Below are 23,696 nucleotides of genomic sequence, written 5' to 3' on the forward strand. Positions count from 1 at the left end.
ACTCACAAGATTGTCGGTTTGCAAAACCAACTACCCTCTCCGACATAATAGGCTCATCAACTGCCTTTTTTCATTTAGTATTTTACTTAGGTGATGTGCTTAATATAGTCAAAATACCCCAAAAACGCTACGATACTGCTGATATCAATTTTTTGTAGCCTCTGTCTGCACAGGCACAGCAAGCAAGAAAAATTGATGTCAGCAGCGCATGATGTATCGATTTTACTTTTCACTGACTATATTAGGATTTGTTATATCTAATTTATAAAACTAAAAAGAAGTACGACGATAGTTGCGGTATTTAGGCAACCAAAAATTGGCTTTTAATTGACGTTCTAAGTTCTCTGCCGTGACAGGTAGTGCCAGTTTATCTTCAATCGCTTGTCGTGCGACTGCATAGGCTATTTTTTCACTGATCTCTCTAATGACTCTAATGGGCGGTAATATTGCACCTGGTGCTTTTTCATACTCCATTGATATATCGGCAAGTGCTTGGCTTGCCGCCATTAGCATATTATCGCTGATACCCGTCGCACGTGATGCTAAGACACCTAGACCAATACCGGGGAAAATATAGCTGTTATTACACTGCGACACTTCGAAAGTCTGTCCTTCAAAAGTAGTATGAGGAAAAGGACTTCCGGTTGCCACGATTGCCTTACCACGACTCCAGTTTGTTACTTCTTGCGGTGTCGCTTCAACACGAGATGTTGGGTTTGAAAGCGGTAATACAATCGGATGCTCAGTATTCACACATAAAGCTTCGATTACCTCTTGGGTGAACAGACCTTTTTGTCCACTGACGCCAAATAGTACCGTTATTTTTGCTTGCTTCACCACTTGCGCCAAACCAAGCTTTTTACTTTTATCCCAACTTGCAATAGCCGATTCTTTTTGTACTAACGGTTCTTGGAATTTTTGTAGCTCTGTCATGCCATCAGTAAGCAAGCCATAACGGTCCACCATAAATACTTGGCTGCGAGCCTGCGCCTCCGTCAACCCTTCACGTTGCATTTGGCGAATAATATGCTCAGCAATACCGCAACCAGCAGATCCTGCGCCTAAAAACGCAATATTCTGTTGGCTAAGCTTTTGACCTTTATTCAAGCACGCTGCAATCAAGGTACCGACTGAAACAGCAGCAGTGCCCTGAATGTCATCATTAAAGCAGCATAATTGGTCACGATATTTATTCAATAATGGTGTCGCATTCTCTTGGGCAAAATCTTCAAATTGTAATAATGCCTCAGGCCAGCGGCGCTTAACGGCTTGAATAAATAAGTCTACAAACTCATTATATTCATCACCCGAGATGCGTGGATTTCTCCAGCCCATATACATAGGGTCGTCAAGCAATTGCTGATTATTGGTGCCGACATCTAACAAAATTGGTAGGCAATAAGCGGGGCTAATACCACCACAAGCCGTATATAACGACAATTTACCAATGGGAATACCCATACCGCCAATGCCTTGATCCCCTAGGCCTAATATACGTTCACCATCAGTGACAACGATTACCTTCACGTTTTGTTTGGTGGCATTTTGCAGCATGTCATCGATTTTATGACGCTCAGGATAAGAGACAAACAAACCACGTTTGCGGCGATAAATCTGAGAGAATTTTTCACATGCTTGGCCAACGGTTGGTGTATATATGAGCGGCATGACTTCTTCAATATGCTGCTCAATCAAATGATGAAATAAAGTTTCATTAGTATCTTGAATATTACGCAGATAAATATGCTTATCCATATCATTAGTGAATGAACGCAGTTGATGATAAGCGCGTAATGACTGCTCTTCAATCGTCTCAATGTTATGAGGCAGTAGGCCTGTTAAATTAAAGCTATCGCGCTCTTCTGATGAAAAAGCGCTACCCTTATTTAGTAAAGGGGTTTCCAATAATGCAGGGCCTGCAAAGGGAATATATAACGGACGTTTGGTTTGCATAATAAAATCTTCTTGTTAGAGGCGTATGAGTGAAAAAATTAATGGGTTAAATATTTTACTTATTCATTAAATTCACAGTCATTATTTACATTTATTGAGCGATGCTGAAAAAATCATGGCAGTAAATTTGGTCAACCAACCACTCGACGATAAGTGTATCATGACCAAGAAAATACAGAGCGATAATACGGAATTCAAAGTAGAATCGGGCAAAAGATAGCAGATAATAATGCTAATTCTATTGCAACTGCTCAGCAATTAGGAAAAGCGATGCAAAAGCTACCTAATTGGCAGAACAAAACCAATCAAGGCAAGCTTGTCGCCACAGAATCCTATTATACTGGAGTTGTGGCAGCTCTTGAAGGAATCAAGCAACTCAAACGCCAATTAAAAATAGCTGAAGAAGAACGAGAGATATTAAATAAAGAAGGATGAAGCGAGGCACGGCTTTGTCTCTACATAAGATGAAAGCTGTGCTCGCATTGGAATTCAGAAGGGTTTGGGCTTTAAAGCACCAAGGCAGAGGTGGTTTGCTTATTATCTCTCAACATATTACAGTCAAAATATCCCAAAAACGCGACGATACTGCTGATATCAATTTTTTGTAGCCTCTGTCTGCACAGCAAGCAAGTAATATTGATATCATCAGTGCGCGATGTATCCATATTACTTTTCACTGACTATAATTTAGAAGTTATATTTGGCCATTACTTCAACTTGCTGACCTTTTTTTACCTGTGATAGCGTTTTGTCGCTACGATCTCTCCACTCGATACCAATGTCTAGATCTGGTAGATACTCATAGACAAGGTTGATACTTTTTACATTTACAGAAGTATCTGCTTCATCATCCACCATAATTTCACCATAGCGCATATTGCTCATCAGTTTTTCTGTGAACTTGTGCCTGTAACCGATCGTGTAGCCCGTCTGCGAGACAAGCTTACCGTCTTCCGCATCGCAATCTAAATCGCCCGTCGTGCCAAGGGCTCTTCCCACACAGACGGTAGAATAGACGCCCATCCCTTTACCGTTATACACGCTCGCATGTAGCGAGTCATTGCCCAGTTTTAGTTTACCTGCCAAAGAGACACCGACGCCTATATCCGAATCGTCTCTATTTTTGGCCTCACGAGCAGTGACCGCCACGTTATAGCTAAGATCAGATATATTATTCTTGTAGCTAGCTACCATATCAGGCAGATTAGCTTCGTCATAAACAGGGTCTTGAGCGGTAAAACGAAATCCTTTATGAGTGTAGTGCACCGTCAAATCTGGACGAATATCAGCGCCGCCACCAGAGATGGTTCCCAGTCCCGTTCCCCGAAAGTCAAGCTGATCAGTCAAAAGTGGATAGACCGCTAAGAACTGACCATTCCACGTCTTACCGACGGTCAAATCATCGACCTGAACATAAGCATGGCGGAGCCGCAAGTCTGAACCACCATTTGCGGCATTACCATAAAAGTCGCCTTCAATAAAACCCGTTAGCTTTTTGTCCTCTACGTTCTTCGTGGTTTTAACATTAATCCGAGATTGTCGTCCACTTCCTTTGAACTCAGACTCCCCTTCATCGGGAGAATAAAATATGCCTTCCGCTTTAACATAACCACCGATGCTTAAAGTGGTATCTCCATTGGTGACAAGGTCTATCGCTTGTGCCTGTACGCATGCTCCAAGAACAGCCAAACCAAAAGACAACTTTTTGATATAAAGCATAACCTACACATTCCTTGTGTTGTTTTAAAATCCATTTAAGTTAATTTAAATTCATTAAAATCTCTGCTGCTACCGTGCTTTTAATACCATAACTATCAGCGCCACCTTTTTGTGTAAAACCCATGCAGCCTATTTTAGTTAAAACTTTCAAAAGCAGTAATCGCGGCTTTTTTAGTGTCATCGATATTTTTCTTTTTTCCACTGGTTTTATCAAGATATACCAGCACGGACTCACCCTTAGCAACGATGGTATTTAACACCGTACTATAATAGGTATATTCATGAATCAGACTGGCATTGCCAATTTTCTTGACTCGAACTCCAATCCATAAGGTATCGGGGTGAGTCACGGGTTTGAAGTATTGACAGGATGATGCTGCCATGACGGAAAAAGTATTTTCATTAAATAGATTCAATTGACTGTTGTAGTAAATACGAGCGTTTTGGGCATAAGTGTAATAGACCACATTATTGACGTGACCAAAAGCATCCATATCGCCCCACGCTACTTGTTGAGAGTAGATAACCGCGAAGCCATGCATGGGATGGTTTTTGTCTTTATCCAGCACCTCTTGGATTTCCGGTAATATCGCTAAAGCTTTCATAGTTTTCTCGTCTCGTCATGCCAGTGAACGTACATGTTATTGACACATACGTTAAAATTTTCAGTAAGCTCAAATGTTTTTTTTGCAATTATCTTTTGCAGTCATCGATGGAATTTTTGGATTAAATGAGTTTTTCTGCGCACATTATCCGCATTCTTTTCTTATCGAGCTTACCCACACTGGTTCTTGGCATTTCTGCTAAAAACTTGATTTCGCTTGGCACGCCATACTTTGGTAAATGGCCTTTCTCTACCGCTTGATGACCTAAGGCTAAAATATCATCCGCTTTGGTATCGACATATTCAGGTTTCAAAACGACTAACGCTAAAGGACATTCGCCCCATCTTTCATGTGGCACGCCAATGACGGCAACATCAGCGACGCTGGGATGGAAGGATAAAATAGTCTCGACCTCAAGCGAAGATACCCACTCACCACCAGACTTAATCACATCCTTAAGCCGATCCGTAATGCTTAGCGTGCCGTCAGCAGTAATACAGGCAATATCTTGGGTATGCATCCAGCCACCACGCCATAACTCATTGCCAGCATCTGGGTTTTTAAAATAACTCTGAGTCAGCCAAGGCGATCGAATGACCAACTCCCCTGTCGACTCGCCATCCATTGGTAAAGCTTTGCCGTTTTCATCCCAAATTTCCATTGAGACGAGCATAATTGGTGAGCCAGATAAACAACGATAATTGAGCTGATCCTTCATTTCCATCGAGTCCGTTTTATCATCGAACACCGCTCTCGATAACACGGGACAAGACTCTGACATCCCAAATCCCGACATAAACTCAATACCGCTTTCAATGGCTGCTTTGGCCAAACCTTCATTCAACTTTGAGCCACCGAGTAACAACTTCAGACCCTCAAACTTACGTCCTCGTGCTGCCATCTCTTTTAATAGCATCTGCAAAATTGCTGGAACGCCATGTGAAAGCGTGACTTTGTGCTGCTCGATTAAATCCACTAACGTGGGAGCTAGATAGCGCCCCGGATACACTTGCTTAAGCCCTATCATGGTTGCCCCATACGGCCAGCACCAAGCATGCACATGGAATAATGGCGTCATTGGCATGTACACATCATTGTAGCGCGCGCCTTGACCTTCGGCATTTAGCGCAGATGCTAACGTACTTGCCAGCGTCTGCAATACAATCTGTCGATGGGTAAAGAAAACCCCCTTTGGATCGCCCGTCGTGCCACTGGTATAAAATGTGGTGGCGATGGTATTTTCATCGAAATCTGGAAAGTCAAACGCATCGCTGGCCGCCGCTAGCATGGCTTCATATTCACCTTCGACATAATCTGGCATGCTAGCTTGCTCAGTTTTTGTATCGTTCTTTGTATCGTCTTCGCCATACTCAGCATCATCAAAGCCAGTATCATCGAGCCAAACAATTTTCTCGATAGAAGGGGCTTCATGACGATAATTTTTAGCCATTGGCTCAAATTCAGCATTTAGTAACAAGGCTTTTGGTTTGGCGTGGTTGATGGTATACAGCACTTTATCTTCAGCTAGGCGTACATTGACCGTTTGCAAAATCATGCCAGACATCGGCACAGCAAAATACGCTTCAAGGTAACGATGACTGTCCCAATCCATAACGGCCACCACATCGCCTGCTTGCAAACCCATGTTTTTAAGTACGTTTGCCAAGCGATTAACGCGCTTAAAAAATTCAGCATAGGTATAAGTGACCTTATCGGCATAACTAATGGTTTGATCCGTAGAGGCAATTTTTGCACGGTTTAGCAGCTGCTTGATAATCAAAGGAAAACCATACGCTTCTTGAGCTTGTTGGTAATCCTCATGTTGGTTAAGTATAGAAGTCATTATTGTCGTCCTTGATAATAAAATAGTATGGCGAGGGCATATAGTTGATTCAATTTAAAAGAAGGGCAAGGCAAGCGAGGTTAACGCTGTCACTCTTTTATAGTGGATTAACGAAAGAATTAAACTCGTTCTATCACCATGGCAAGCCCCTGCCCAATGCCAATGCATAAGCTGACCACTGCGTATTTTTCGCCCGTGCGCTGTAGCTCTCGTGCCGTACTTAATGCAAGTCTTGCCCCTGATGCACCAAGCGGGTGTCCGACGGCAATCGCACCGCCATTGGGGTTAACGCGCTTGTCATCAAAGTCAATTTCTAGACCTTTTAGACAGCCAAGTACTTGTGAGGCAAATGCTTCATTAATCTCAATGATGGACATATCATCAAGGGTCAAATCAGCACGTTTCAATGCCAGTTTGATGGCCTCAACAGGTCCTACGCCCATAATATTTGGCTCAACACCCATGGCGCCAGATGAGAGAATCTTAGCAATAGGCTTAAAACCTAACTTTTCTTCTGCTTGCTTTGAGCCAATAATGAGCGCAGCTGCACCATCATTGATACCTGACGCATTACCTGCTGTGACCACACCTTCACTATTTAAAGGTTTAAGTTTTTGCAGTGCTTCCACAGTAGATGTGGCGCGAGGATGCTCATCTTCTGTTATCGCCTTTTCGGGTAATTTTCTACCTTGCGATACCATAATTGGCGTTATTTCATTGTCAAAGAAACCCGCTTGTTTGGCGGTTTGATATTTAGCTTGTGAGGCTGCTGCGAATTTATCAGCTTGCTCGCGAGTGATACCATATTTGCGAGCGACGTTATCACCCGTTTGCGGCATGCTGTCGCTGCCAAATTCTTTAGTCAAAAGAGGATTCGGGAAACGGCTGCCAATGGTCGTATCAAATACTTTAAATTCACGACTAAAAGGCGTTTCGGTCTTAGCAAACACAAAGGGCGCGCGGGTCATTGACTCAACGCCACCTGCTAAAAATATATCCCCTTCGTTACAAGTGATACTACGAGCGGCATCGATGACGGTAGACAGACCTGAGGCACATAAACGGTTGACAGTTTGACCGGGGGTTTTTACATCTAGTCCTGCTAGCAATGCGGCATTACGGGCGATATTTCGTGAATCTTCACCCGCTTGGTTGGTGTTACCGATTAGCACTTCGTCAAAAATATCGTTAGGCAGTTGGTGCTTTTCGACCAAAGCTTTCATCACTGTCGCAATCATGTCATCAGGACGTACGGTGGCTAGTGCGCCTCCATGGCGACCAAAAGGGCTTCTTAATCCGTCATAAATATAGGCGTCTAACATAACTGTTCCTTGTTGTGTTTTAAGGGTGTATTTGATTGAAATATATGGTTTATTAAATTGGCCTAGCTCTTAGCGTTGATGATTGCTCTGTTGAGTAAATAATGAGATGCCTAACTTGGCACGGCGCTGTAACCATGGGCTTGGACGGTAACGCGGATCACCTGTTAACCCATAAATACGCTCTAAGATAAGTAAAATACGTTCGGCACCAAGCTCGTCCCCCCATGAGATAGGACCATACGGATAACCCAATCCAAGCTTAACGGCATTGTCGATATCTTCAGGAGAAGCAATACCTTGCATCGCAATATCACAGCCTAAATTAATCACCATAGCAACGACTCGCTGCGCCACAAAGCCCGTGCTTTCGGCAATTAGCGTGGCATCGACAGCAACCTCTGAGTCCTCATCTGAGCTTTTACCGAGCTTATTATTTCTACCAAATAGGGCATAAGCTTGCACCACAAAATTATCCTCTGTGACGATACTTGGCATGAGAGTACGATGCTTGGATAAGTCAGTCAGCATATCAATGGCGACCGCTTGTTTAGGATTGACTTGATAGCGAATAGCAGCGTTGGTGGTATCTTCGCCATAAATTGCCAGTAATATTAAACTGTCAGAATTTGGCTGATCATTATCGTCGATAATAATATTGCTAGCGTTTAGATGGTCAATCAGCTGTTTTTTATCTTCTGCTAAATCTGCGCCAATCCAAACTGAGAGGTTTGAGGTATCAGCATCAGCCCCTTTTTGAGAAAACTTATCTTTAGAAACTGATGCTTCAAACGATGATTGTTTAGACGTATTTGATGTCACTTTTTGACCGTTTTTGTACTGGTAGAAGCCTTCGCCAACTTTACGACCAAGCTTGTTACCCGTTAGCATTTGACGAGTTAAAGGATGGGGACGATAGCGAGGCTCAAAGTAATATTGGTTATAAATCGACTCCATAACCGGATGAGAGACATCGATACCAGTAAGATCAAGCAGCTCGAATGGCCCCATGCGAAAGCTAGCGCCTTCACGTAAAATACGGTCGATGTCCTCAAAACTAGCGATCCCTTCGCCTAATATCTTTAATGCCTCTGTACCAAAAGCTCTACCGCCATGATTGACAATAAATCCTGGGGTATCTTTTGCGACGACTCCTAAATGCCCCATACGTTTGGCTAGAGTTGTAAGCGTTTCTACTACTGAAAGTTTGGTAGAAATGCCCGGAATCACTTCAACGATTTTCATTAAGGGTACTGGGTTAAAAAAGTGAAATCCTGCCACGCGCTCTGGGTGCTCGCAATCGGAGGCTATCGCCGTCACCGCTAGCGATGAAGTGTTGGTTGCCAAAATCGTCTCGGCAGGGACAATGCTTTCTAACTGTTTAAAAAGCTGTTTTTTTATGTCTAAATTTTCAATGATTGCTTCAATAACGACATCGACATCGGCAATTTTGGCTATATCTTCAATCACGGTTAGATTCGATAAAGTAGACTGTAGCTGCTCATCAGTAAACTTACCTTTAGCCGCTAGTTTCTGTAACATAGCTTGAAGCGATTGACGTCCCTGCTCAGCAGCGCCTGCTTTGGCATCAAATAACAGCACTTTAATGCCTGCTTGGGCGGCGATTTGAGCAATACCCATACCCATAATACCGGTGCCAACAATGGCCAATGATTTAACAGTCATAATAATCCTTTATATGGTCTTGTTAATTTATATGCTCTTATTGAATAGTCTCGTTTTCAAAGTATATGTGCTGTTTCTTTCTATGCTTTAAGAAATTTACGCTTTGAGAAGTCTATGTTTCGAAAGGTCTATGCTTTGACAAGCTACTGACCTTTATAATTCGCGTCACGTTTTTCTAGAAAGGCTTTCGCGCCTTCTTTTTGATCTTCGGTATCAAATAAAATTTGAAAGGCTTTACGCTCCAAAGCCAACGCAGCTTGTAGCGGCATATCCACCCCAAGATTGGCGACTTCTTTAATTTGGGTTAAAGCAATCGGCGAATAACCTGCGAGTTGTTCAGCAATCTCGATGGCACGATTAATAGTCGCCTCATCCTCGACCACTTCAGAGACCAGCCCCATTTGATCCGCAGTTTCAGCACTTATCATGTCGCCTGTTAGTATCAGCTTCATGGCTTTATGTTTGCCAATCACGCGAAACAAACGCTGCGTACCCCCTGCTCCGGGCATCAGTCCGATTTTGATTTCTGGTTGTCCAAACTTAGCAGACTTGCCAGCAACGATGATGTCGGCATGCATAGCAAGCTCACAGCCACCGCCAAGCGCATAGCCATTTACCGCTGCGATAATCGGCTTGCGACAATTGGTGATGGCATCCCAATAACGCTCGCTGTGGCGTAAATACACATCGACTGTTTTGGCAGTTAAGAAATCATTGATGTCAGCACCGGCCGCAAACACCTTATCACCACCCGTCAGCACGATAGCTTTGGTCTTTGGGTCATCGTTTAATTTGATGAAAATCTCTGCCATTTTTTCGCGTAATTCAGTGTTCAAAGCATTGCGAACCTTGGGACGATTGAGTGTTATCAGGCTCACGCCATTGTCTAACGTTTCACAAATGATGATTTGCTCTTCCATGATGCTGTCCTTTAAGTAATGTCTTTAGGTAAACCGCCACCCTTAAAACAGACTAATAATTATGATTATTAATACCGCATAGCGATATTAAGTACCAATATATACTGTTTATTTTCTTTTGTGAAGAGTAAAAGCCAGTTAAATTGATAAATAAACAGACCGTTAATACCTCGTCTCTTTTATAAATACCGCATTGCGGTTTTTTAAACCAAAAGTATTGTAATCCAATAAATTATCGATTATGCTGTTTATTCAAATTAATTATGAAGCCCTCATCAATCAATATTAGACGTCATCTAAACAAGGAAGAATCACATGATTAGAGATAAGGAAGTACTCGACCATATCGTCCAAACCATTCGTCAATTTGTGAATAACCAACTGATCCCAAAAGAAGACTGGGTGGCAGAAAATGACCGTCTGCCAGAAGATATCATCAGTCAAATGCGTGAGTTGGGTCTATTTGGACTGACCATTCCCGAGGAGTACGGCGGGCTTGGCGTTACGATGGAAGAAGAGGTCACATTGGCATTTGAATTAGGGCGCACCTCACCTGCTTTTCGCTCATTAATAGGCACTAATAACGGTATTGGTTCCTCTGGCCTTGTCATCGATGGTACTGAAGCGCAAAAACAAAAATATCTACCAAGGCTCGCCAGTGGTGAAATCATCGGCTCATTTTGTTTGACCGAACCTGAGTCAGGCTCCGATGCGGCATCGCTGCGAACCACTGCAATCAGAGACGGCGATACTTACGTACTCAACGGCACTAAGCGTTATATCACCAATGCCCCTCAAGCCGGTATCTTTACCGTCATGGCACGCACTGATCCCGAAAACAAAAGGTCTGGTGGTATTTCAGCATTCATCGTTGAGAGCGATACTCCTGGTATTACGCTTGGTAAAATCGACAAAAAAATGGGTCAAAAAGGCGCACATACTTGTGATGTCATTTTTGATAACTGCGTCGTACCTGCTGATGCTTTGATTGGTGGTGTAGAAGGCGTAGGTTTCAAAACTGCCATGAAGGTTCTGGATAAAGGCCGCTTACATATCGCTGCAGCGAGTACAGGCGCAGCCACTCGCATGTTAGATGACGCGCTACGCTATGCCGTCGAGCGTAAACAATTTGGTCAACCCATTGCCAATTTTCAGCTGATTCAAGCGATGCTTGCTGACTCAAAAGCAGAGATTTATGCGGCCAAATCGATGGTATTAGATGCTTCACGCTTGCGCGATGATGGCAAAGATGTCGTTACCGAGTCGTCATGTGCCAAGATGTTTGCCACCGAAATGTGTGGCCGTGTTGCTGATAGAGCCGTGCAAATTCATGGCGGTGCTGGTTATATTGCCGATTATGGCATTGAACGTTTTTATCGTGATGTGCGCTTATATCGTTTGTATGAAGGCACGACCCAAATCCAGCAGATCATTATTGCCCGCAATATGATTAAAGAAGTTAGCGAGTAGTTGTCATTTATTTGAATGCTATTTATTTGATTATTAAAAGGTATTTACATGATCAAAGCATATCGAGGTATTTGCTAGGACGCAGATACCTGGTTTATGTCGCTGTTACCATAAAATTTCTTTCTCACAACAATAAGGATATAAATTGTGAAAAGTGCCGCTATAACGTCAAATCCAAGCTCAAATTCTACCCAAAAGCAACCTTGGAAATTGGCCTTCTTTTTTTGTTTTCTAGTACTGTTATGTGATGGGGCTGATATTGGGATTCTCGCCTTTACTCTGTCAAGTCTCAAGCAAGAATTTGGGTTGACCAATATACAAGCTGGCGCTTTGGGCAGTTGGTCATTATTTGGCATGGCAATCGGTGGATTTTTCGGTGGTTGGGCCTGTGATCGTTTTGGCCGAGTACGTGTTATCGTGATTGCGACAGCGATGTTCTCTGTATTATCTGGTTTCAGTGGCTTTGTACAGAGCTACGAGCAGTTTATAGCATTACGGTTCACTGCTTGTTTGGGTCTTGGCAGTTTATATATTGCCACTAACACCCTGATGTCTGAAATGGTACCTACCAAACATCGAACGACGGTACTCGCAGCGCTAATGACAGGTTTTACCTTGGGGTCTTTAGTGATCACGAGCATTTCAGCTTGGATTATTCCCGTCTATGGTTGGCGCACCTTATATCTCTTAACGTTCCTACCTATCATTCTCTCGATATCGATGTATTTTCTTATCCCTGAACCACAGTCTTGGAAAGAGGCTCGTGCCCTCAAACTTAGCGGCGCGAAAAATTCACTCACAAAACCTGAAAATCCTTATAAAGCCATATTTGAAAACCCCAAACATCGCATTATGTTCATTTTATGGTCGATGAGCTCAGGGCTTCTATTGTTTGGTTATTTTGGCGTAAGCAACTGGCTACCGTCTTATCTAGAAACTGAACTGGGTATCAAATTTAAGGAGATGGCCCTATATATGGCAGGTACTTACTTGACGATGATGTTTGCTAAAGTCGTGGCAGGTTTAGTGGCTGATAGAATTGGTCGAAAAATAGTATTTGCCTTCGGTACTATGGGCACAGCGCTATTCATTCCAGTGTTAGTCTATATGCATACCCCAGAAAACATCGGTTGGTTGATGATAACCTTTGGTTTCTTATATGGCATCCCTTATGCTATTAATGCCACCTACTTGACGGAAAGCTTTCCTACCGCTATTCGAGGTACGGCTATTGGCGGTGCGTTCAATATCGGACGACTGGGCTCAGTTATTGCACCGGTTGCCATTGGTTATATGGCCATGCAAAACTCTATCGGCGCAGGTCTTTTACTTATGGCAGGCGCGTATTTCTTATGTGGCCTTATTCCAACGTTGTTCATCAAAGAACAGCAATATGATCCACAAAAGGCGTGATACTATTAAATACATATATACTGCATAGCGAAATCCTTTATATTTATAATAGCTGATATTTATAATAGCTATGTTAATAGTTTCAATGTACATTAATAGAGTGTTATTAAAAGCAACAAACTACTATCAGCGTACGACTATTGGCTTACAAGGTACTAAAAGTAGTGAATTTTATGCTATTTAAATTAACGTAATTGAGAGCAATAAATCTTATATGACAACTAATATCCTTGATGATGAAGACTCTAATAAATCAACACACATTGAGCTGTTAGAGCCGATTAGTGACATGAGAGATAAAAACGATAGGCAGTTTATTACCGCTTTGGCACGCGGCTTAGAGCTGCTGCGTTGTTTTACGCCGCAGCGCCCTTATTTGGGTAATCAAGACTTAAGTCAATTGACTGGGCTGCCTAAAGGGACGATCACGCGGCTGACTTATACCTTAGTCAAGTTAGGATATCTAAAGCAATCGACCAACAGTAGTAAATATCAGCTTTCTGCCGGTGTGTTGGGGTTTGGCTATACGATGATGGCGAATATCTCTATCAACAATTTAGTCACCCCGTATATGGAAGAACTGGCAGATTATGCCAATAGTGCGGTCGCTATGGCAACCCGTGACCGCCTGAGGATGGTATATCTAAACGTCGTGCAAGGGTCTGGCACGACGACCATGCGACGTAATGTCGGCTCATATCTACCCATTCATTTGAGCTCGATGGGACGCGCATGTTTGGCCAGTATGCCCGCTGCTGAGCAAGAATTTATCCTTGATGCCATCCGTAGCAAGTATAAAGATGATTGGCTGAAAATTAGACGCGGACTGGATAAAGCCTTTAGAGATTATGACGACTATGGGTATTGCTTTTCGATTAGTGAATGGCAAAAAGACGTCAACGCTGTCGCTACCGCCATCATGCATCCGACTGAGGGCTTACTGACTTTTAATTGCGGCGCACCCAGTTTTGTTCTTAGTCGTACTAAACTAGAAGAAGACATTGCCCCTCGGTTACTTCATATGAAGAATAACATCGAGAGTAATATTTATATCAGCTAAGGCGGATGACCCGTTAGCGTGGCAAAAATTGAAAACTCAATCGTACTACTGTCGTTCATTATCCAAAGTTACCCATTAAAAAACCCCTTTAAAATTTAAAGGGGTTTTTATTTGATAGTTGAGAAAATCGAAATTTAGACATATTCAGTCAGATAACAATACATGCTTGCTCTTTTGGTAAGCGGACAGACCGCCCCCACCTAACTCACGGCCGATGCCGCTTTGCTTAAAGCCGCCCCACCCTGACTCAGGCAGCACGATTTGTTGTTCGTTGATCCAAACATGACCCGCTTCAATCTGTAATGCCATCGCCAATGCGACCTTTTCATCAGTACTGACAATGGTCGCTGCCAACGCATATTTGCTGTCGTTAGCCAAACTAATGGCTTCTGCATCGTCTTTGAAGGTTTTGCTAACCAATACTGGTCCGAACACTTCTTCGAGCCACAATTGGCTGGTTACAGGAACATCGATATAAATAGTGGGCGCGGCAAAATACCCTTGACTAGCTGATATTTCTCCACCAGTCAGGCAAGTAAGGTTTTCGGCAGTCGCAATATCACAGTATTTTTTTACTTGCTTAAGCTGCTGCTCGCTGACCATTGGACCCATCTGAGTGCCTGTATCAAAACCATCACCAACTTGCATGCTTGCGGTTTTCACTTTCAACGCTTCAAATAAAGTCGGTGCGATATCTTCATGAACAAGCAATCTAGAGGTCGCTGAACATATTTGACCAGCATTGGTAAATACACCGCCAATGATAAGGTCACAAGCGTAGTCGATATCGGCATCCGCGCGCACCACAATAGCAGACTTGCCACCAAGCTCAAGACTGATGTCTTTGATGCTCTTTGCCGCTTGGGTCATTACCTTTTCACCCACCACATTACTACCAGTAAAAGAGACTTTATCAATCAGCGGATGACTGGTCATGGCAGCACCAACTTGGGCAGCACCGGGCAAAATATTAACCACGCCTTTTGGCAGCTCGATACTAGACAATATATTGCCCAGCATCAATTCTGGCAATAAGGTCACTTCAGAAGGCTTTAATACCACTGTACAGCCTGCTGCTAGCGCTGGCGCCAACTTCCAAGAGGTCGTCACCATTGGAAAATTCCAAGGTACAATCAGTGCACACACGCCAACGGGCGCAAAAGTCTTTAGCAGACGAATGCCTGATTCATTCGTGGGTACTTCCGACCACGTCTCTTGATCTGTTATCAGATTGGCATAATAGCGATAACAAGCGATGGCGTCACCGACGTCTATTTTTGCTTCCTCAACGGGCTTACCATTGTTTAAAACAGACAATCCCACTAACTTATCAAATTGCTGCTCCATAGCGTCAGCAATCGCATGCAAATAATGCGCACGCACGCTTACTGGGGTTTGCGACCAATTTGCATAGGCAGCAGAGGCAGCATTGACCGCTGTTTCTACATGGGCACTGGTACATAAGCGCGTCATTGCTAACACCTCACCAGTGTTTGGGTCATATAAATTCTGCGTATCAGTGTCTTTGCTATCAACCGATGATGCTTCGATAGCAGTCCATTTACCATTAATATAGGCCGCATTTAATACCACTTCATTTTGCATTGTCTCTTTTGCAATTTGTCTGGTTATATCAGTAGTATTTGTCGTTTCCATGATGGTATGTCCTCTCTCATTGTTTATTCGTAGCGTATTTATTGATAATGATTACGGGGTCTTCTGATTAATACAGGAGATGCGCTACTGAGGTAATAATCACTAGGCTAATCAAAGTACGGAGGATGAAAATCATGAACAGCTCTAGAACATTAAGCTTAATGTTTGATTTCAAAATCAGCGCACCCACTTCAGACATATAAATAATCTGCGTAATAGAGCATGCCCCAACGATGAATCGTGTCATTTCGCTCTCAATACTCTTACCGACTAACGCTGGTAAGTACATATCAGCAAAGCCCATAATCATGGCAGGCGCCGCTTCTGCCGCTTCTGGAATTTGTAACAATTCAAGCAAAGGCACGAGGGGCGCAGATATCCAGTTAAATACTGGCGTGTACTCTGCCAGCCCTAGACCAATGGTGCCGATAGCAAAAATAACAGGAATCAGACCAAAGTAAATATCAAATAGATTCTTTAGGCTGTGTTTGAACACACTTGCCAGACTTGGCATAGAATACGCACGCGTCACAGCACGATTTAGCGCCCACTGCGGCATACTATACTGAGTAGGAATCTCTTCATCTAGCATACATTTGCCAGAATGATAGGTGTCCGCTTTCAGTGATAATGGCGGGATACGTGGCATGATAATGGCTGCTATAAAACCAGTCAACGCGATGGTCAGATAAAAGAAGACAAAGTTATTGTCTACGCCAATTGTTTTCGCTACGACATAAGTAAAAGCGATTGAGGTTACCGAAAAAGTTGTAGCAATAACCGCCGCTTCACGCTGGCTATAATAACTTTTGTCATACTCTTGCATGGTCACTAGCAAGCCGATAGAGGCCGCGCCAAACCAAGAAGACATCGCATCTACTGCTGAGCGTCCAGGTAGTTTAAATAGTTTGATAAAGACTTTGCTGGCTAACGTTCCCAAAAACTCCATCAAACCAAAATCCGTTAAGAACGGCAAGGATAAGATAGCGAAGAAAAATAAAGGAATCAAAATCGGAATCAAATCTTCAAAAATAACGCCGCCAGTATTACGGTTAATAATAAACTCGGGGCCTACTTGTAAAAATATCATCCAGATAAATACTGCGCCCAAAAAACGGGCGCCAAACCACAGCCACTCAACATCGAAGAGCTTCTTTATCATAGAGTCTTCGTGCAAGGTAGGTCGTAACAGCTTGACTGCGAGTGCGCCAACAAAAGAGATGGTAACGATCGCCAGTGCCACGTAAGCCACATAACCGCCTATCCAACCTTGTAGTGCATCGGTCAATACGCCCAATAAAATAGTAACCTTGCCATCCCATTGAAAGGGAATGATAAATAGCGCGATACCAAGGGCTGAAAATAAAAGAAATTTCCACAATGACGCTCGCCATTGCTCGCCCTGTGGTGTTTTTGGATCGACAGCATTATTACCTAAGACTGGCTGCTGTGACTTACTGATATGACTCGTCATTTAATTCCTCCATGATAGGCGACGACCGCCAATTTTTCCATTTTGCTGTCTGACCAATACCTGGGTTTAGCGAATTGGTCGGATCTAGTTTTTTATAAAAATTATGTAGTGCAGATTTTGCGGTATAGACATGTCCCACGTTGTGCTCAGCAGGGTACTCTATACGACGTCGATCATAAAACGCCAATAGGTCATCCTTGAATTTTTTTGCATCCACTTCAGGGTATAACAGATAGTCTTGATGCATGACATGACAGAAAAAATGCCCCAAATAAAAGGTTTTACTTACCTGCTTTTGTAAGTTAGTAGGTAGCACCTCATCCCAATCTACGGCATTTCTTGGTAAGGCAATATCAGTCGCTAATAGCTCGCCAAACTTTGTGTGGTTAAGATTGTGATAACGAAACATGGCAGCGGTTGCCGCACTGCGAAACACCAATAATGCTTGGGATTCTTCAGCTGCACAAAGATGTACGACGCCTTGATGCTGCTGCATATGGGACTGTAGAAATGCTTGAGCAGCGGCAATATGCTGATTACTAGCCTTAGCACTGTGATTATCATTATAATCGTCACTATCACTGGCATTCGCGACTTTTATGATCAAATGATAACGGTAAGAGAGCGCTTGCGTGCTTAAAGGCGCAGGCAATGACGGTGGTATGAAGACACCAGTCATTTGTAGCACCCGATCTGGTAAAGTCTGAGGCAGTCGCCATTTATCCAAATAATAGCCAATTCTGGCTTGTAACCGATACAACGCGCCTATCTTACTGGCTGGCAGTTTGCGCATACTTAAACAAGTATCGCGTCCATAGCGCATGGTTATATCGTTATAATTTTTGTGCATGTATTCTGCCAAAACAGGCAGGTTCAGCTCGCTTTTTAACCACTGCTGCCTGAGTGTGGTCAAGGTATCAGCATCATTGGTCGAGATATAAAACGTCTGCTCTTGCGCTGGTTTGGCAAATGTCGCGACTCGAACTGCAAAGACGATGACTTTTCCTGCTGAACCAGAGGCTTCATACAATCCATTAGGGTCATTGTTAAATCTGGCAGGTGTGTCTGCCTCGCAATCACGCACTTTGTGTTGGTAATGCTGGTTTGTACAGGACTTACTGTTGGCACTCTCTGGATTTTTATTGAACGTGCCAGCTTGTAGGTTTCCAAGCATCTCTTCTGGATCGACACCTAAATCAATGCCTAAGTGATTGATTAATTCAAACTCACCCATAGCATTACGTTTGGCAAATAGTGACATCTCGGTATACGCCGGACCACGCTGCACCAACATACCGCCAGAGCTGTTGCAAATGCCACCAATCACCGAAGCACCAACACAACTAGAGCCCAGCACTGAATGCGGCTCACGCCCCAAAGGTGCAAGCTTGTATTCTAATTGCTGAAGGGTCGCCGCTGGCAAGGCAACAAGCTCTGCTGCGTCATTGAGCAGATGAACACCGCCCAATAGTTGCGTAGAAATAACAATGACTGGTCGATCATACTTCCCATACGGCGTGGAGCCTCCGGTCAACCCTGTGTTAGCAGCCTGAGCGATAATGATCACATCAGATGTGGCACAGAGGTTAATGACGCGCCATAGCGCCACAAGAGAATGTGGGGTCACCACTGCCAAGATAGCATCTGTGATAGCAGCAATCGCCCCTTGTATATACGACTGCTGCTGACTCGGCTTGGTCAATACATTGGGCGCGCCAGCAACGGCTGCTAAGTCTGCTAACAAACTCGCCTGCGACGCATTCCAACTATTAGACGAGTGGTTAGCATTTAGCATTGCAGACATTTTTCCTTGAGTGACTAGCCTTTAGTACCGTTAAGTCATTACCATCAGCTAAAACAGATAAAGTCCTTGCCTATCTCAGTCAGAAAATCATCGGCTTCATCAACTTCATAAATGAAAGGCTGCTTGCCGTTGATGTCCTTTTGCAAGGCGTCTAGCAGTTGCTGCTTATCGGTAATTCTGCGATAACCTGCACCAAATCCTGCGGCTAATGGCTCAAAATGTGGCGTCTTAATATTGACCCCAATCAGTGGTAGACCACCCTCCTCCATATAACGACGAATCTCGCCATAGCCTTGGTTGTTCCACAGCAGCACAATTAATGGTAGCTCAAGCTCGGCAGCGCAGATGAGTTCTGCAATGGTAAATTGAATACCGCCATCGCCAATAAGACTAATAACTGGCGATTTTGAGCCAATCATGGCACCTATCGCGGCAGGCAAACCGTAACCTAGCGTGCCAAACCCAGTCGACGAGTTAAACCATTTTCGGGTTGCTAATGCTTCAAAACCAAGATTGCCACTATAGACAGGCTGCGTTGAATCTCCAACAAATATGACGTCTTTTACTTCATCTCGAATCAGCTGAAGTAGCGCATTTTGACCAGCAAAGTCTGGGGTCATTTCTGCTAACAATGCCTGTTTTGCCTCGGCGACTCGTGACACCGCTTTATGATTCAACGCTTGGTTTTCTAAACGTGTGCAAAGGCCACTTATAGCCATTTGCGCATCGGATAATACGGCGATATCCGCTCTAAAAGGACGCTGCAATTGCTGAGCATCGCAATCGATACGAATCAGCTTACCGTTGATTTTAAACTCGCCATTAAAAAACACATCATAATCAGTCTCACCAAGTTCAGTACCAATCGCCAATACCAGATCGGCTTCAGTAATAACGGCTCGACCTGCTGCTAATGATTGATTGCTGCCTAAGCTCAACGGATGAGCGGGTGGTAGCAAACCTTTGGCATTGATGGTCAAAAATGTCGGCGCATCGATCAGCTCTGCCAGTTTTTGCGCATCTTGATTGACATCGACGCAGCCACCACCATAAAGCAATACTGGGTTTTTTGCGGTTTTAAGAGACTCGATAATTAAATCAAGCTGTGCAGGATTGGGCAGCGGTCTCATTACTCGAGGCAGCGTTGAGCTATTCGCATCAGTTTGGCTGGTTGCCGGACTATTCAAGTAAGGCGTTAAATCAGGCGGCTTGGCGACATGGCTGGCATCAGCGGTGATCACATCGATTGGCAGCTGGATATGCACTGGCCCCGGACGTGCACCATTGAACAAGGCAAAAGCTTCTGCGATGACCTTGGGTAGCGACTCAGGCTTCCAGATGGTCTTGCTCGTGAGTGCCACCTTGCTGACCATACCTTGCTGATCATGCAATTCATGCAAGTGCCCTTCACCGCTGCCCGTATCTGCCACTTTATTGACACTAGAGATCACCAGCATCGGTATAGAATCCGCCAATGCTTGTGCCATGGCAGTCATAATATTGGTCATGCCAGGGCCGGTGATGATAAAGCAAACGCCAATCTTGCCCGAAGCGCGGTAATAGCCGTCAGCCATAAACCCAGCGCCTTGTTCATGACGCGGCGTCACATGGCGGATATTGGTGTTTGGCAGACCACGATATAGCTCGACCGTGTGCACACCGGGTATGCCAAATACGGTCTCTACGCCATAGTATTCTAACCACTGTACCAACAGCTCACCGCATGTCAGAGATGGGGTTGCAGGTAATGAAGAAGACGTTTGCGTCAATTGGGTCATGAGTCAGTTATCCTAAAAAATGTAATAAGTATTAAGTTAAGCTTTTTATATTGGCTAGCTGTTTGTTTTAAATAGTTATTAAATGCTACAAATCACAATTTATGGTGCCGTAACCAATCATCAATCATGATATTTAACCGTTTGCCTGAAAAACTGGGAAAATGACCACCGTGTACAACACGTACAGGCAGTGCATTTAGGCGGCGCATACTCTTAGCATAATCAGACATATTGCTATGCCATGTATCTTCGATCAATGGGCCGTCATAAATAAGATCACCAGAAATCAGAGTCTCGCTAGCTGATTCCCACAAGGCAATACCACCTGGGGAGTGACCGGGTGTATGAATCACTTCAAATTGACGATTGCCCAAATCAATCATGTCACCGTCTTCAAGTTGCATTATTTTCGCTGGTGCAGCAATTTTATAGCCGCAATGAGCATAAGGCTCAGGAGGTAACGCATCAAACATCTCATCGTTGACGAACATATCAGCTAAAGTACGTGCGTTATCTGGCTCAGCGAGAATATGGGCTTCAGCAGAATGTACGTGACAGCAGTCAAATTCACTTGCCGCGCCAATATGATCAAAATGAGTATGACTGGCAACACCAACGATATCGCGATCAGCAAGCAAAGCAACGTGGCGGCGCAATGGTACAGCCCCTAATCCAAAATCGACTAATAAATCGCGCTCACTACCCCGTACGTGCCATAGATTACAGCGAAAAAACGGCTTGATCCACGGCTCATCGATGAGCGTAATGCCATCGCTAAGTGTTGTTGTTCGATACCAGTTTTCTGGTTTGATACGTGGTAATGACTGTTCACTCATGAGTTCGCTCCATTAAAGGCATGATTGTCTTTAAGAACACGCAGGTCTTTAAGATAATCTTGGTGCGTGCGACTATCATCAATGCAAGCGAGATCAATATCTACTATCAAGGTGCCAGCCGCTAAGCCAAGTCGGCCGAGCACCTCACCATCCGGACCAGCGACGATACTATTCCCACAGTAATGAAGCGTTTCTTCTACACCTGATCGGTTAATACAAGCAACAAAACATTGATTGTCCATTGCTCGCGCGCGTATTTGTAGTACCTGCCGCTCTGCATTCGGCAACATATTTGCCGTCGGTGACAGTATGATTTCTGCCCCTGCTTGTGCCAGCTCTCTTGCCACTTCTGGAAACTCATTGTCATAGCAAATCATCAATCCTAATTTTCCGAATCGAGTATCAACCACACAAGATTGCTTACCTGCGACAAAGAACTCATTTTCGCGGCCCCATAAATGCCGCTTATGATAAGTGGCAAGGTGCTGACCGTTATCATCTAACAATACGGCAGAGTTGCTAAACTCACCATCAGCACCCTGCTCAGCAAAGCCAAATAGCAAGTGCAAATTATATTTATCAGCAAGCGTGGCTACTTCGGTCACGATTGAGCCATCAGCAGGTTCCGCTAGGCTATCAAGCCGCTCAAAGATGTTGTAGCCTGTGAATGCCAGCTCTGGCAGTGCCAATAAGTCTACTTTGGCCTCTGCTGCTAGGCGACATAATGACTCCAATGCTTTTAAGTTAGCAGCAGGTTCAGCCCATAAAGGATTTGTTTGAGCAATCATCAATCTCATAATGAAGGCTCCTTTTGAGCAGAAGTAATGGCATCACTAGGACGAGTAAATAAAGTAGCACCTAACCAGTAAAGTCCGCCAGTGATGATAAAGACAGGTAACGAGGCACCAAAAGAAGGAGGAGAGATCAAAGTCCAGTAAGCTGCAAGAGCAGCACCAATTAAATAAGCCGCGATAGCAATCTTTGCCGTAGGACGGCCCAATTGTTTAGTAGAATCAAGCAGTTTTGCCGTATAACCTTCTTGACCCACAAGGTAATAATCAACAATCATGACTGAGAATGCTGGGATGAACAATGCACCAACGATTAACAAGAAGTTTTGGAACTGATCTAAAATACCAGGAATCAGTGCACCAAAAATAGTGACTAAGCCAATGATAAGTGCAGGTTTCCAAAAGCTCATGTTAGGCGCTATGTTCATGCATGATAGTGTTGCGCTATAGACTGCCATCACATTGGTTGTCATGACTGAGAAGAAAATAACCAGTGCAGCTGGTAAACCAAAACCGAATTCAGCAAGCAAACGAGTCGGATCGTAAGTCTGCTCCATGCCATTTAGGATAGAAAGCCCTGAAATTGTCGCACCCAAACCCATCGCAACGATAGCAGCCACGATATAACCAAAATAAGTGCCCCATACTGCAATTTTTGAGGTCTTGCAATTGCGATTGTAATCGGCTGCCGAAGACATCCAAGAAAATGCAGTGGCGATGACAATATCAAAAGCGATACCTAACGTAATACCATTACGCGACTCAACTGGCATCTCAAATAGTGTAGAAACATCATAGTGCTGATTTAACTGATATAGCACCACGACCGTAAGACCTGCCATTGCTAATGCTGCCCAGCGCTCGACAAGCTCAATACCAAGGTGACCACGTAATACAATCAATACCACGACTGTCTCACACAGAATGACAAATAGTGGCAGATTGCTATAGCCTGTTGTGGCTTCAACGGCATAGTTAAGGCTCATGCCAGCGAGCAAAGCCTGAATACAGCTCCACGCGATGAGCACGCCCATGTTTACCAATGAAATTAACTGACTACCCAATGGCCCATAAGCTCTACGTGTGAGCGCCATCGATGGTAAACCAGTGCGCTGACCCATTAGACCAACTAAGAGTAACGGAATGGCACCGATCAATGAGCCGATGAGTACCGTCGTTATAGCAGTAGTAAACCGCAAATCAGGTACCAACAGCATCCCAGTTAAAATAGTCGTGACGACTATATTGGCACCAAACCACAGCGCAAACGTACCAATCGAACCTAAACTGTGTCCAGCCTCATTTGGAGAGAGCGTATCTTGACCAAAAAATGAATAGGGTTTGCTCATTGCGGTCTTCCTTAACCAAA

Annotated in this window: 17 protein-coding genes and 1 pseudogene; 4 read left to right on the forward strand and 14 right to left on the reverse strand. The window is 43.9% G+C overall.

The features are described from left to right. Window positions 1-270: 270 nt before the first annotated feature. Window positions 271-1,953, reverse strand: a complete 1,683-nt coding sequence (locus J5X94_RS06630; RefSeq protein ID WP_189584705.1) for an NAD-dependent malic enzyme — start codon at window positions 1,951-1,953, stop codon at window positions 271-273. A gap of 160 nt (window positions 1,954-2,113) precedes the next feature. Between J5X94_RS06630 and J5X94_RS13905 the strand changes: the two are divergent. After that, window positions 2,114-2,379: pseudogene (locus J5X94_RS13905) on the forward strand (IS3 family transposase); the annotation flags it as partial. Between the two features lie 261 nt (window positions 2,380-2,640). Here J5X94_RS13905 and J5X94_RS06640 read toward each other — a convergent pair. From J5X94_RS06640 to J5X94_RS06665, 6 genes are all read right to left on the reverse strand, one after another. Next, on the reverse strand, window positions 2,641-3,672 hold the full coding sequence (locus tag J5X94_RS06640) for a hypothetical protein (protein WP_210540692.1): 1,032 nt from the start codon (window positions 3,670-3,672) through the stop codon (window positions 2,641-2,643). A gap of 134 nt (window positions 3,673-3,806) precedes the next feature. After that, complete coding sequence (locus J5X94_RS06645; RefSeq protein WP_010199738.1) at window positions 3,807-4,277, reverse strand: acyl-CoA thioesterase; 471 nt, start codon at window positions 4,275-4,277, stop codon at window positions 3,807-3,809. A gap of 121 nt (window positions 4,278-4,398) precedes the next feature. Continuing rightward, window positions 4,399-6,120 (reverse strand): fatty acid--CoA ligase, encoded by a 1,722-nt coding sequence (locus J5X94_RS06650; protein WP_210540693.1) that lies wholly within the window; start codon window positions 6,118-6,120, stop codon window positions 4,399-4,401. Window positions 6,121-6,239: 119 nt separating this feature from the next. Then, entirely contained in the window at window positions 6,240-7,442 is a 1,203-nt protein-coding gene (locus J5X94_RS06655; RefSeq protein ID WP_210540694.1) for a 3-oxoadipyl-CoA thiolase, read from the reverse strand. Between the two features lie 69 nt (window positions 7,443-7,511). After that, the gene (locus J5X94_RS06660; protein ID WP_210540695.1) at window positions 7,512-9,125 is read right to left on the reverse strand and encodes a 3-hydroxyacyl-CoA dehydrogenase; all 1,614 of its coding nucleotides are present in this window, start codon (window positions 9,123-9,125) and stop codon (window positions 7,512-7,514) included. A 143-nt stretch (window positions 9,126-9,268) separates the two neighbouring features. Next, window positions 9,269-10,045: an enoyl-CoA hydratase gene (locus J5X94_RS06665; RefSeq protein WP_210540696.1), complete on the reverse strand. Its 777-nt coding sequence runs from the start codon at window positions 10,043-10,045 to the stop codon at window positions 9,269-9,271. Window positions 10,046-10,360: 315 nt separating this feature from the next. Here J5X94_RS06665 and J5X94_RS06670 point away from each other — a divergent pair, with 315 nt between their 5' ends. The 3 genes from J5X94_RS06670 to J5X94_RS06680 all read left to right on the forward strand — a co-directional run bounded on the left by J5X94_RS06670 (window position 10,361) and on the right by J5X94_RS06680 (window position 13,988). Continuing rightward, the gene (locus J5X94_RS06670) at window positions 10,361-11,515 is read left to right on the forward strand and encodes an acyl-CoA dehydrogenase family protein (RefSeq protein WP_210540697.1); all 1,155 of its coding nucleotides are present in this window, start codon (window positions 10,361-10,363) and stop codon (window positions 11,513-11,515) included. Between the two features lie 147 nt (window positions 11,516-11,662). Beyond that, on the forward strand, window positions 11,663-12,928 hold the full coding sequence (locus tag J5X94_RS06675; RefSeq protein ID WP_210540698.1) for an MFS transporter: 1,266 nt from the start codon (window positions 11,663-11,665) through the stop codon (window positions 12,926-12,928). A 214-nt stretch (window positions 12,929-13,142) separates the two neighbouring features. Then, entirely contained in the window at window positions 13,143-13,988 is an 846-nt protein-coding gene (locus J5X94_RS06680) for an IclR family transcriptional regulator (protein ID WP_010199717.1), read from the forward strand. A gap of 144 nt (window positions 13,989-14,132) precedes the next feature. On the opposite strand, the gene J5X94_RS06685 is transcribed toward J5X94_RS06680, so the two are convergent. The 7 genes from J5X94_RS06685 to J5X94_RS06715 all read right to left on the reverse strand — a co-directional run bounded on the left by J5X94_RS06685 (window position 14,133) and on the right by J5X94_RS06715 (window position 23,676). Further along, window positions 14,133-15,644 carry an aldehyde dehydrogenase family protein gene (locus J5X94_RS06685; RefSeq protein WP_228293183.1) on the reverse strand — a complete coding sequence of 504 codons (1,512 nt, stop codon included), beginning with the start codon at window positions 15,642-15,644 and terminating at the stop codon, window positions 14,133-14,135. Window positions 15,645-15,711: 67 nt separating this feature from the next. Then, a complete protein-coding gene (locus J5X94_RS06690; protein ID WP_010199713.1) occupies window positions 15,712-17,118 on the reverse strand; it encodes a YjiH family protein in 1,407 nt (468 codons plus the stop codon). Continuing rightward, complete coding sequence (dld, locus tag J5X94_RS06695) at window positions 17,099-18,913, reverse strand: D-lactate dehydrogenase (protein WP_210540699.1); 1,815 nt, start codon at window positions 18,911-18,913, stop codon at window positions 17,099-17,101. The genes J5X94_RS06690 and dld overlap by 20 nt, the downstream gene beginning before the upstream one ends. A gap of 53 nt (window positions 18,914-18,966) precedes the next feature. Beyond that, window positions 18,967-20,700, reverse strand: a complete 1,734-nt coding sequence (locus tag J5X94_RS06700) for a 5-guanidino-2-oxopentanoate decarboxylase (protein ID WP_210540700.1) — start codon at window positions 20,698-20,700, stop codon at window positions 18,967-18,969. Between the two features lie 92 nt (window positions 20,701-20,792). Further along, window positions 20,793-21,536, reverse strand: a complete 744-nt coding sequence (locus J5X94_RS06705) for an MBL fold metallo-hydrolase (RefSeq protein WP_210540701.1) — start codon at window positions 21,534-21,536, stop codon at window positions 20,793-20,795. Then, on the reverse strand, window positions 21,533-22,333 hold the full coding sequence (locus J5X94_RS06710) for a carbon-nitrogen hydrolase family protein (protein WP_210540702.1): 801 nt from the start codon (window positions 22,331-22,333) through the stop codon (window positions 21,533-21,535). The genes J5X94_RS06705 and J5X94_RS06710 overlap by 4 nt, the downstream gene beginning before the upstream one ends. Further along, window positions 22,330-23,676, reverse strand: coding sequence for a purine-cytosine permease family protein (locus J5X94_RS06715; protein WP_210540703.1), 1,347 nt, complete (start codon window positions 23,674-23,676; stop codon window positions 22,330-22,332). The genes J5X94_RS06710 and J5X94_RS06715 overlap by 4 nt, the downstream gene beginning before the upstream one ends. Between the last annotated feature and the right edge of the window lie 20 nt (window positions 23,677-23,696).

This window comes from Psychrobacter sp. K31L (assembly GCF_017942195.1).
Classification (GTDB): domain Bacteria; phylum Pseudomonadota; class Gammaproteobacteria; order Pseudomonadales; family Moraxellaceae; genus Psychrobacter; species Psychrobacter glaciei.

Coding starts and splice junctions, on each gene's coding strand:
- J5X94_RS06700 (WP_210540700.1), bottom strand. CDS start 20,700: ATGACCCAATTGACGCAAACGTCTTCTTCATTACCTGCAACCCCATCT.
- J5X94_RS06690 (WP_010199713.1), bottom strand. CDS start 17,118: ATGACGAGTCATATCAGTAAGTCACAGCAGCCAGTCTTAGGTAATAAT.
- J5X94_RS06705 (WP_210540701.1), bottom strand. CDS start 21,536: ATGAGTGAACAGTCATTACCACGTATCAAACCAGAAAACTGGTATCGA.
- J5X94_RS06650 (WP_210540693.1), bottom strand. CDS start 6,120: ATGACTTCTATACTTAACCAACATGAGGATTACCAACAAGCTCAAGAA.
- J5X94_RS06715 (WP_210540703.1), bottom strand. CDS start 23,676: ATGAGCAAACCCTATTCATTTTTTGGTCAAGATACGCTCTCTCCAAAT.
- J5X94_RS06640 (WP_210540692.1), bottom strand. CDS start 3,672: ATGCTTTATATCAAAAAGTTGTCTTTTGGTTTGGCTGTTCTTGGAGCA.
- J5X94_RS06710 (WP_210540702.1), bottom strand. CDS start 22,333: ATGAGATTGATGATTGCTCAAACAAATCCTTTATGGGCTGAACCTGCT.
- J5X94_RS06665 (WP_210540696.1), bottom strand. CDS start 10,045: ATGGAAGAGCAAATCATCATTTGTGAAACGTTAGACAATGGCGTGAGC.
- J5X94_RS06645 (WP_010199738.1), bottom strand. CDS start 4,277: ATGAAAGCTTTAGCGATATTACCGGAAATCCAAGAGGTGCTGGATAAA.
- J5X94_RS06685 (WP_228293183.1), bottom strand. CDS start 15,644: ATGGAAACGACAAATACTACTGATATAACCAGACAAATTGCAAAAGAG.
- J5X94_RS06660 (WP_210540695.1), bottom strand. CDS start 9,125: ATGACTGTTAAATCATTGGCCATTGTTGGCACCGGTATTATGGGTATG.
- J5X94_RS06630 (WP_189584705.1), bottom strand. CDS start 1,953: ATGCAAACCAAACGTCCGTTATATATTCCCTTTGCAGGCCCTGCATTA.
- J5X94_RS06680 (WP_010199717.1), top strand. CDS start 13,143: ATGACAACTAATATCCTTGATGATGAAGACTCTAATAAATCAACACAC.
- dld (WP_210540699.1), bottom strand. CDS start 18,913: ATGCTAAATGCTAACCACTCGTCTAATAGTTGGAATGCGTCGCAGGCG.
- J5X94_RS06655 (WP_210540694.1), bottom strand. CDS start 7,442: ATGTTAGACGCCTATATTTATGACGGATTAAGAAGCCCTTTTGGTCGC.
- J5X94_RS06670 (WP_210540697.1), top strand. CDS start 10,361: ATGATTAGAGATAAGGAAGTACTCGACCATATCGTCCAAACCATTCGT.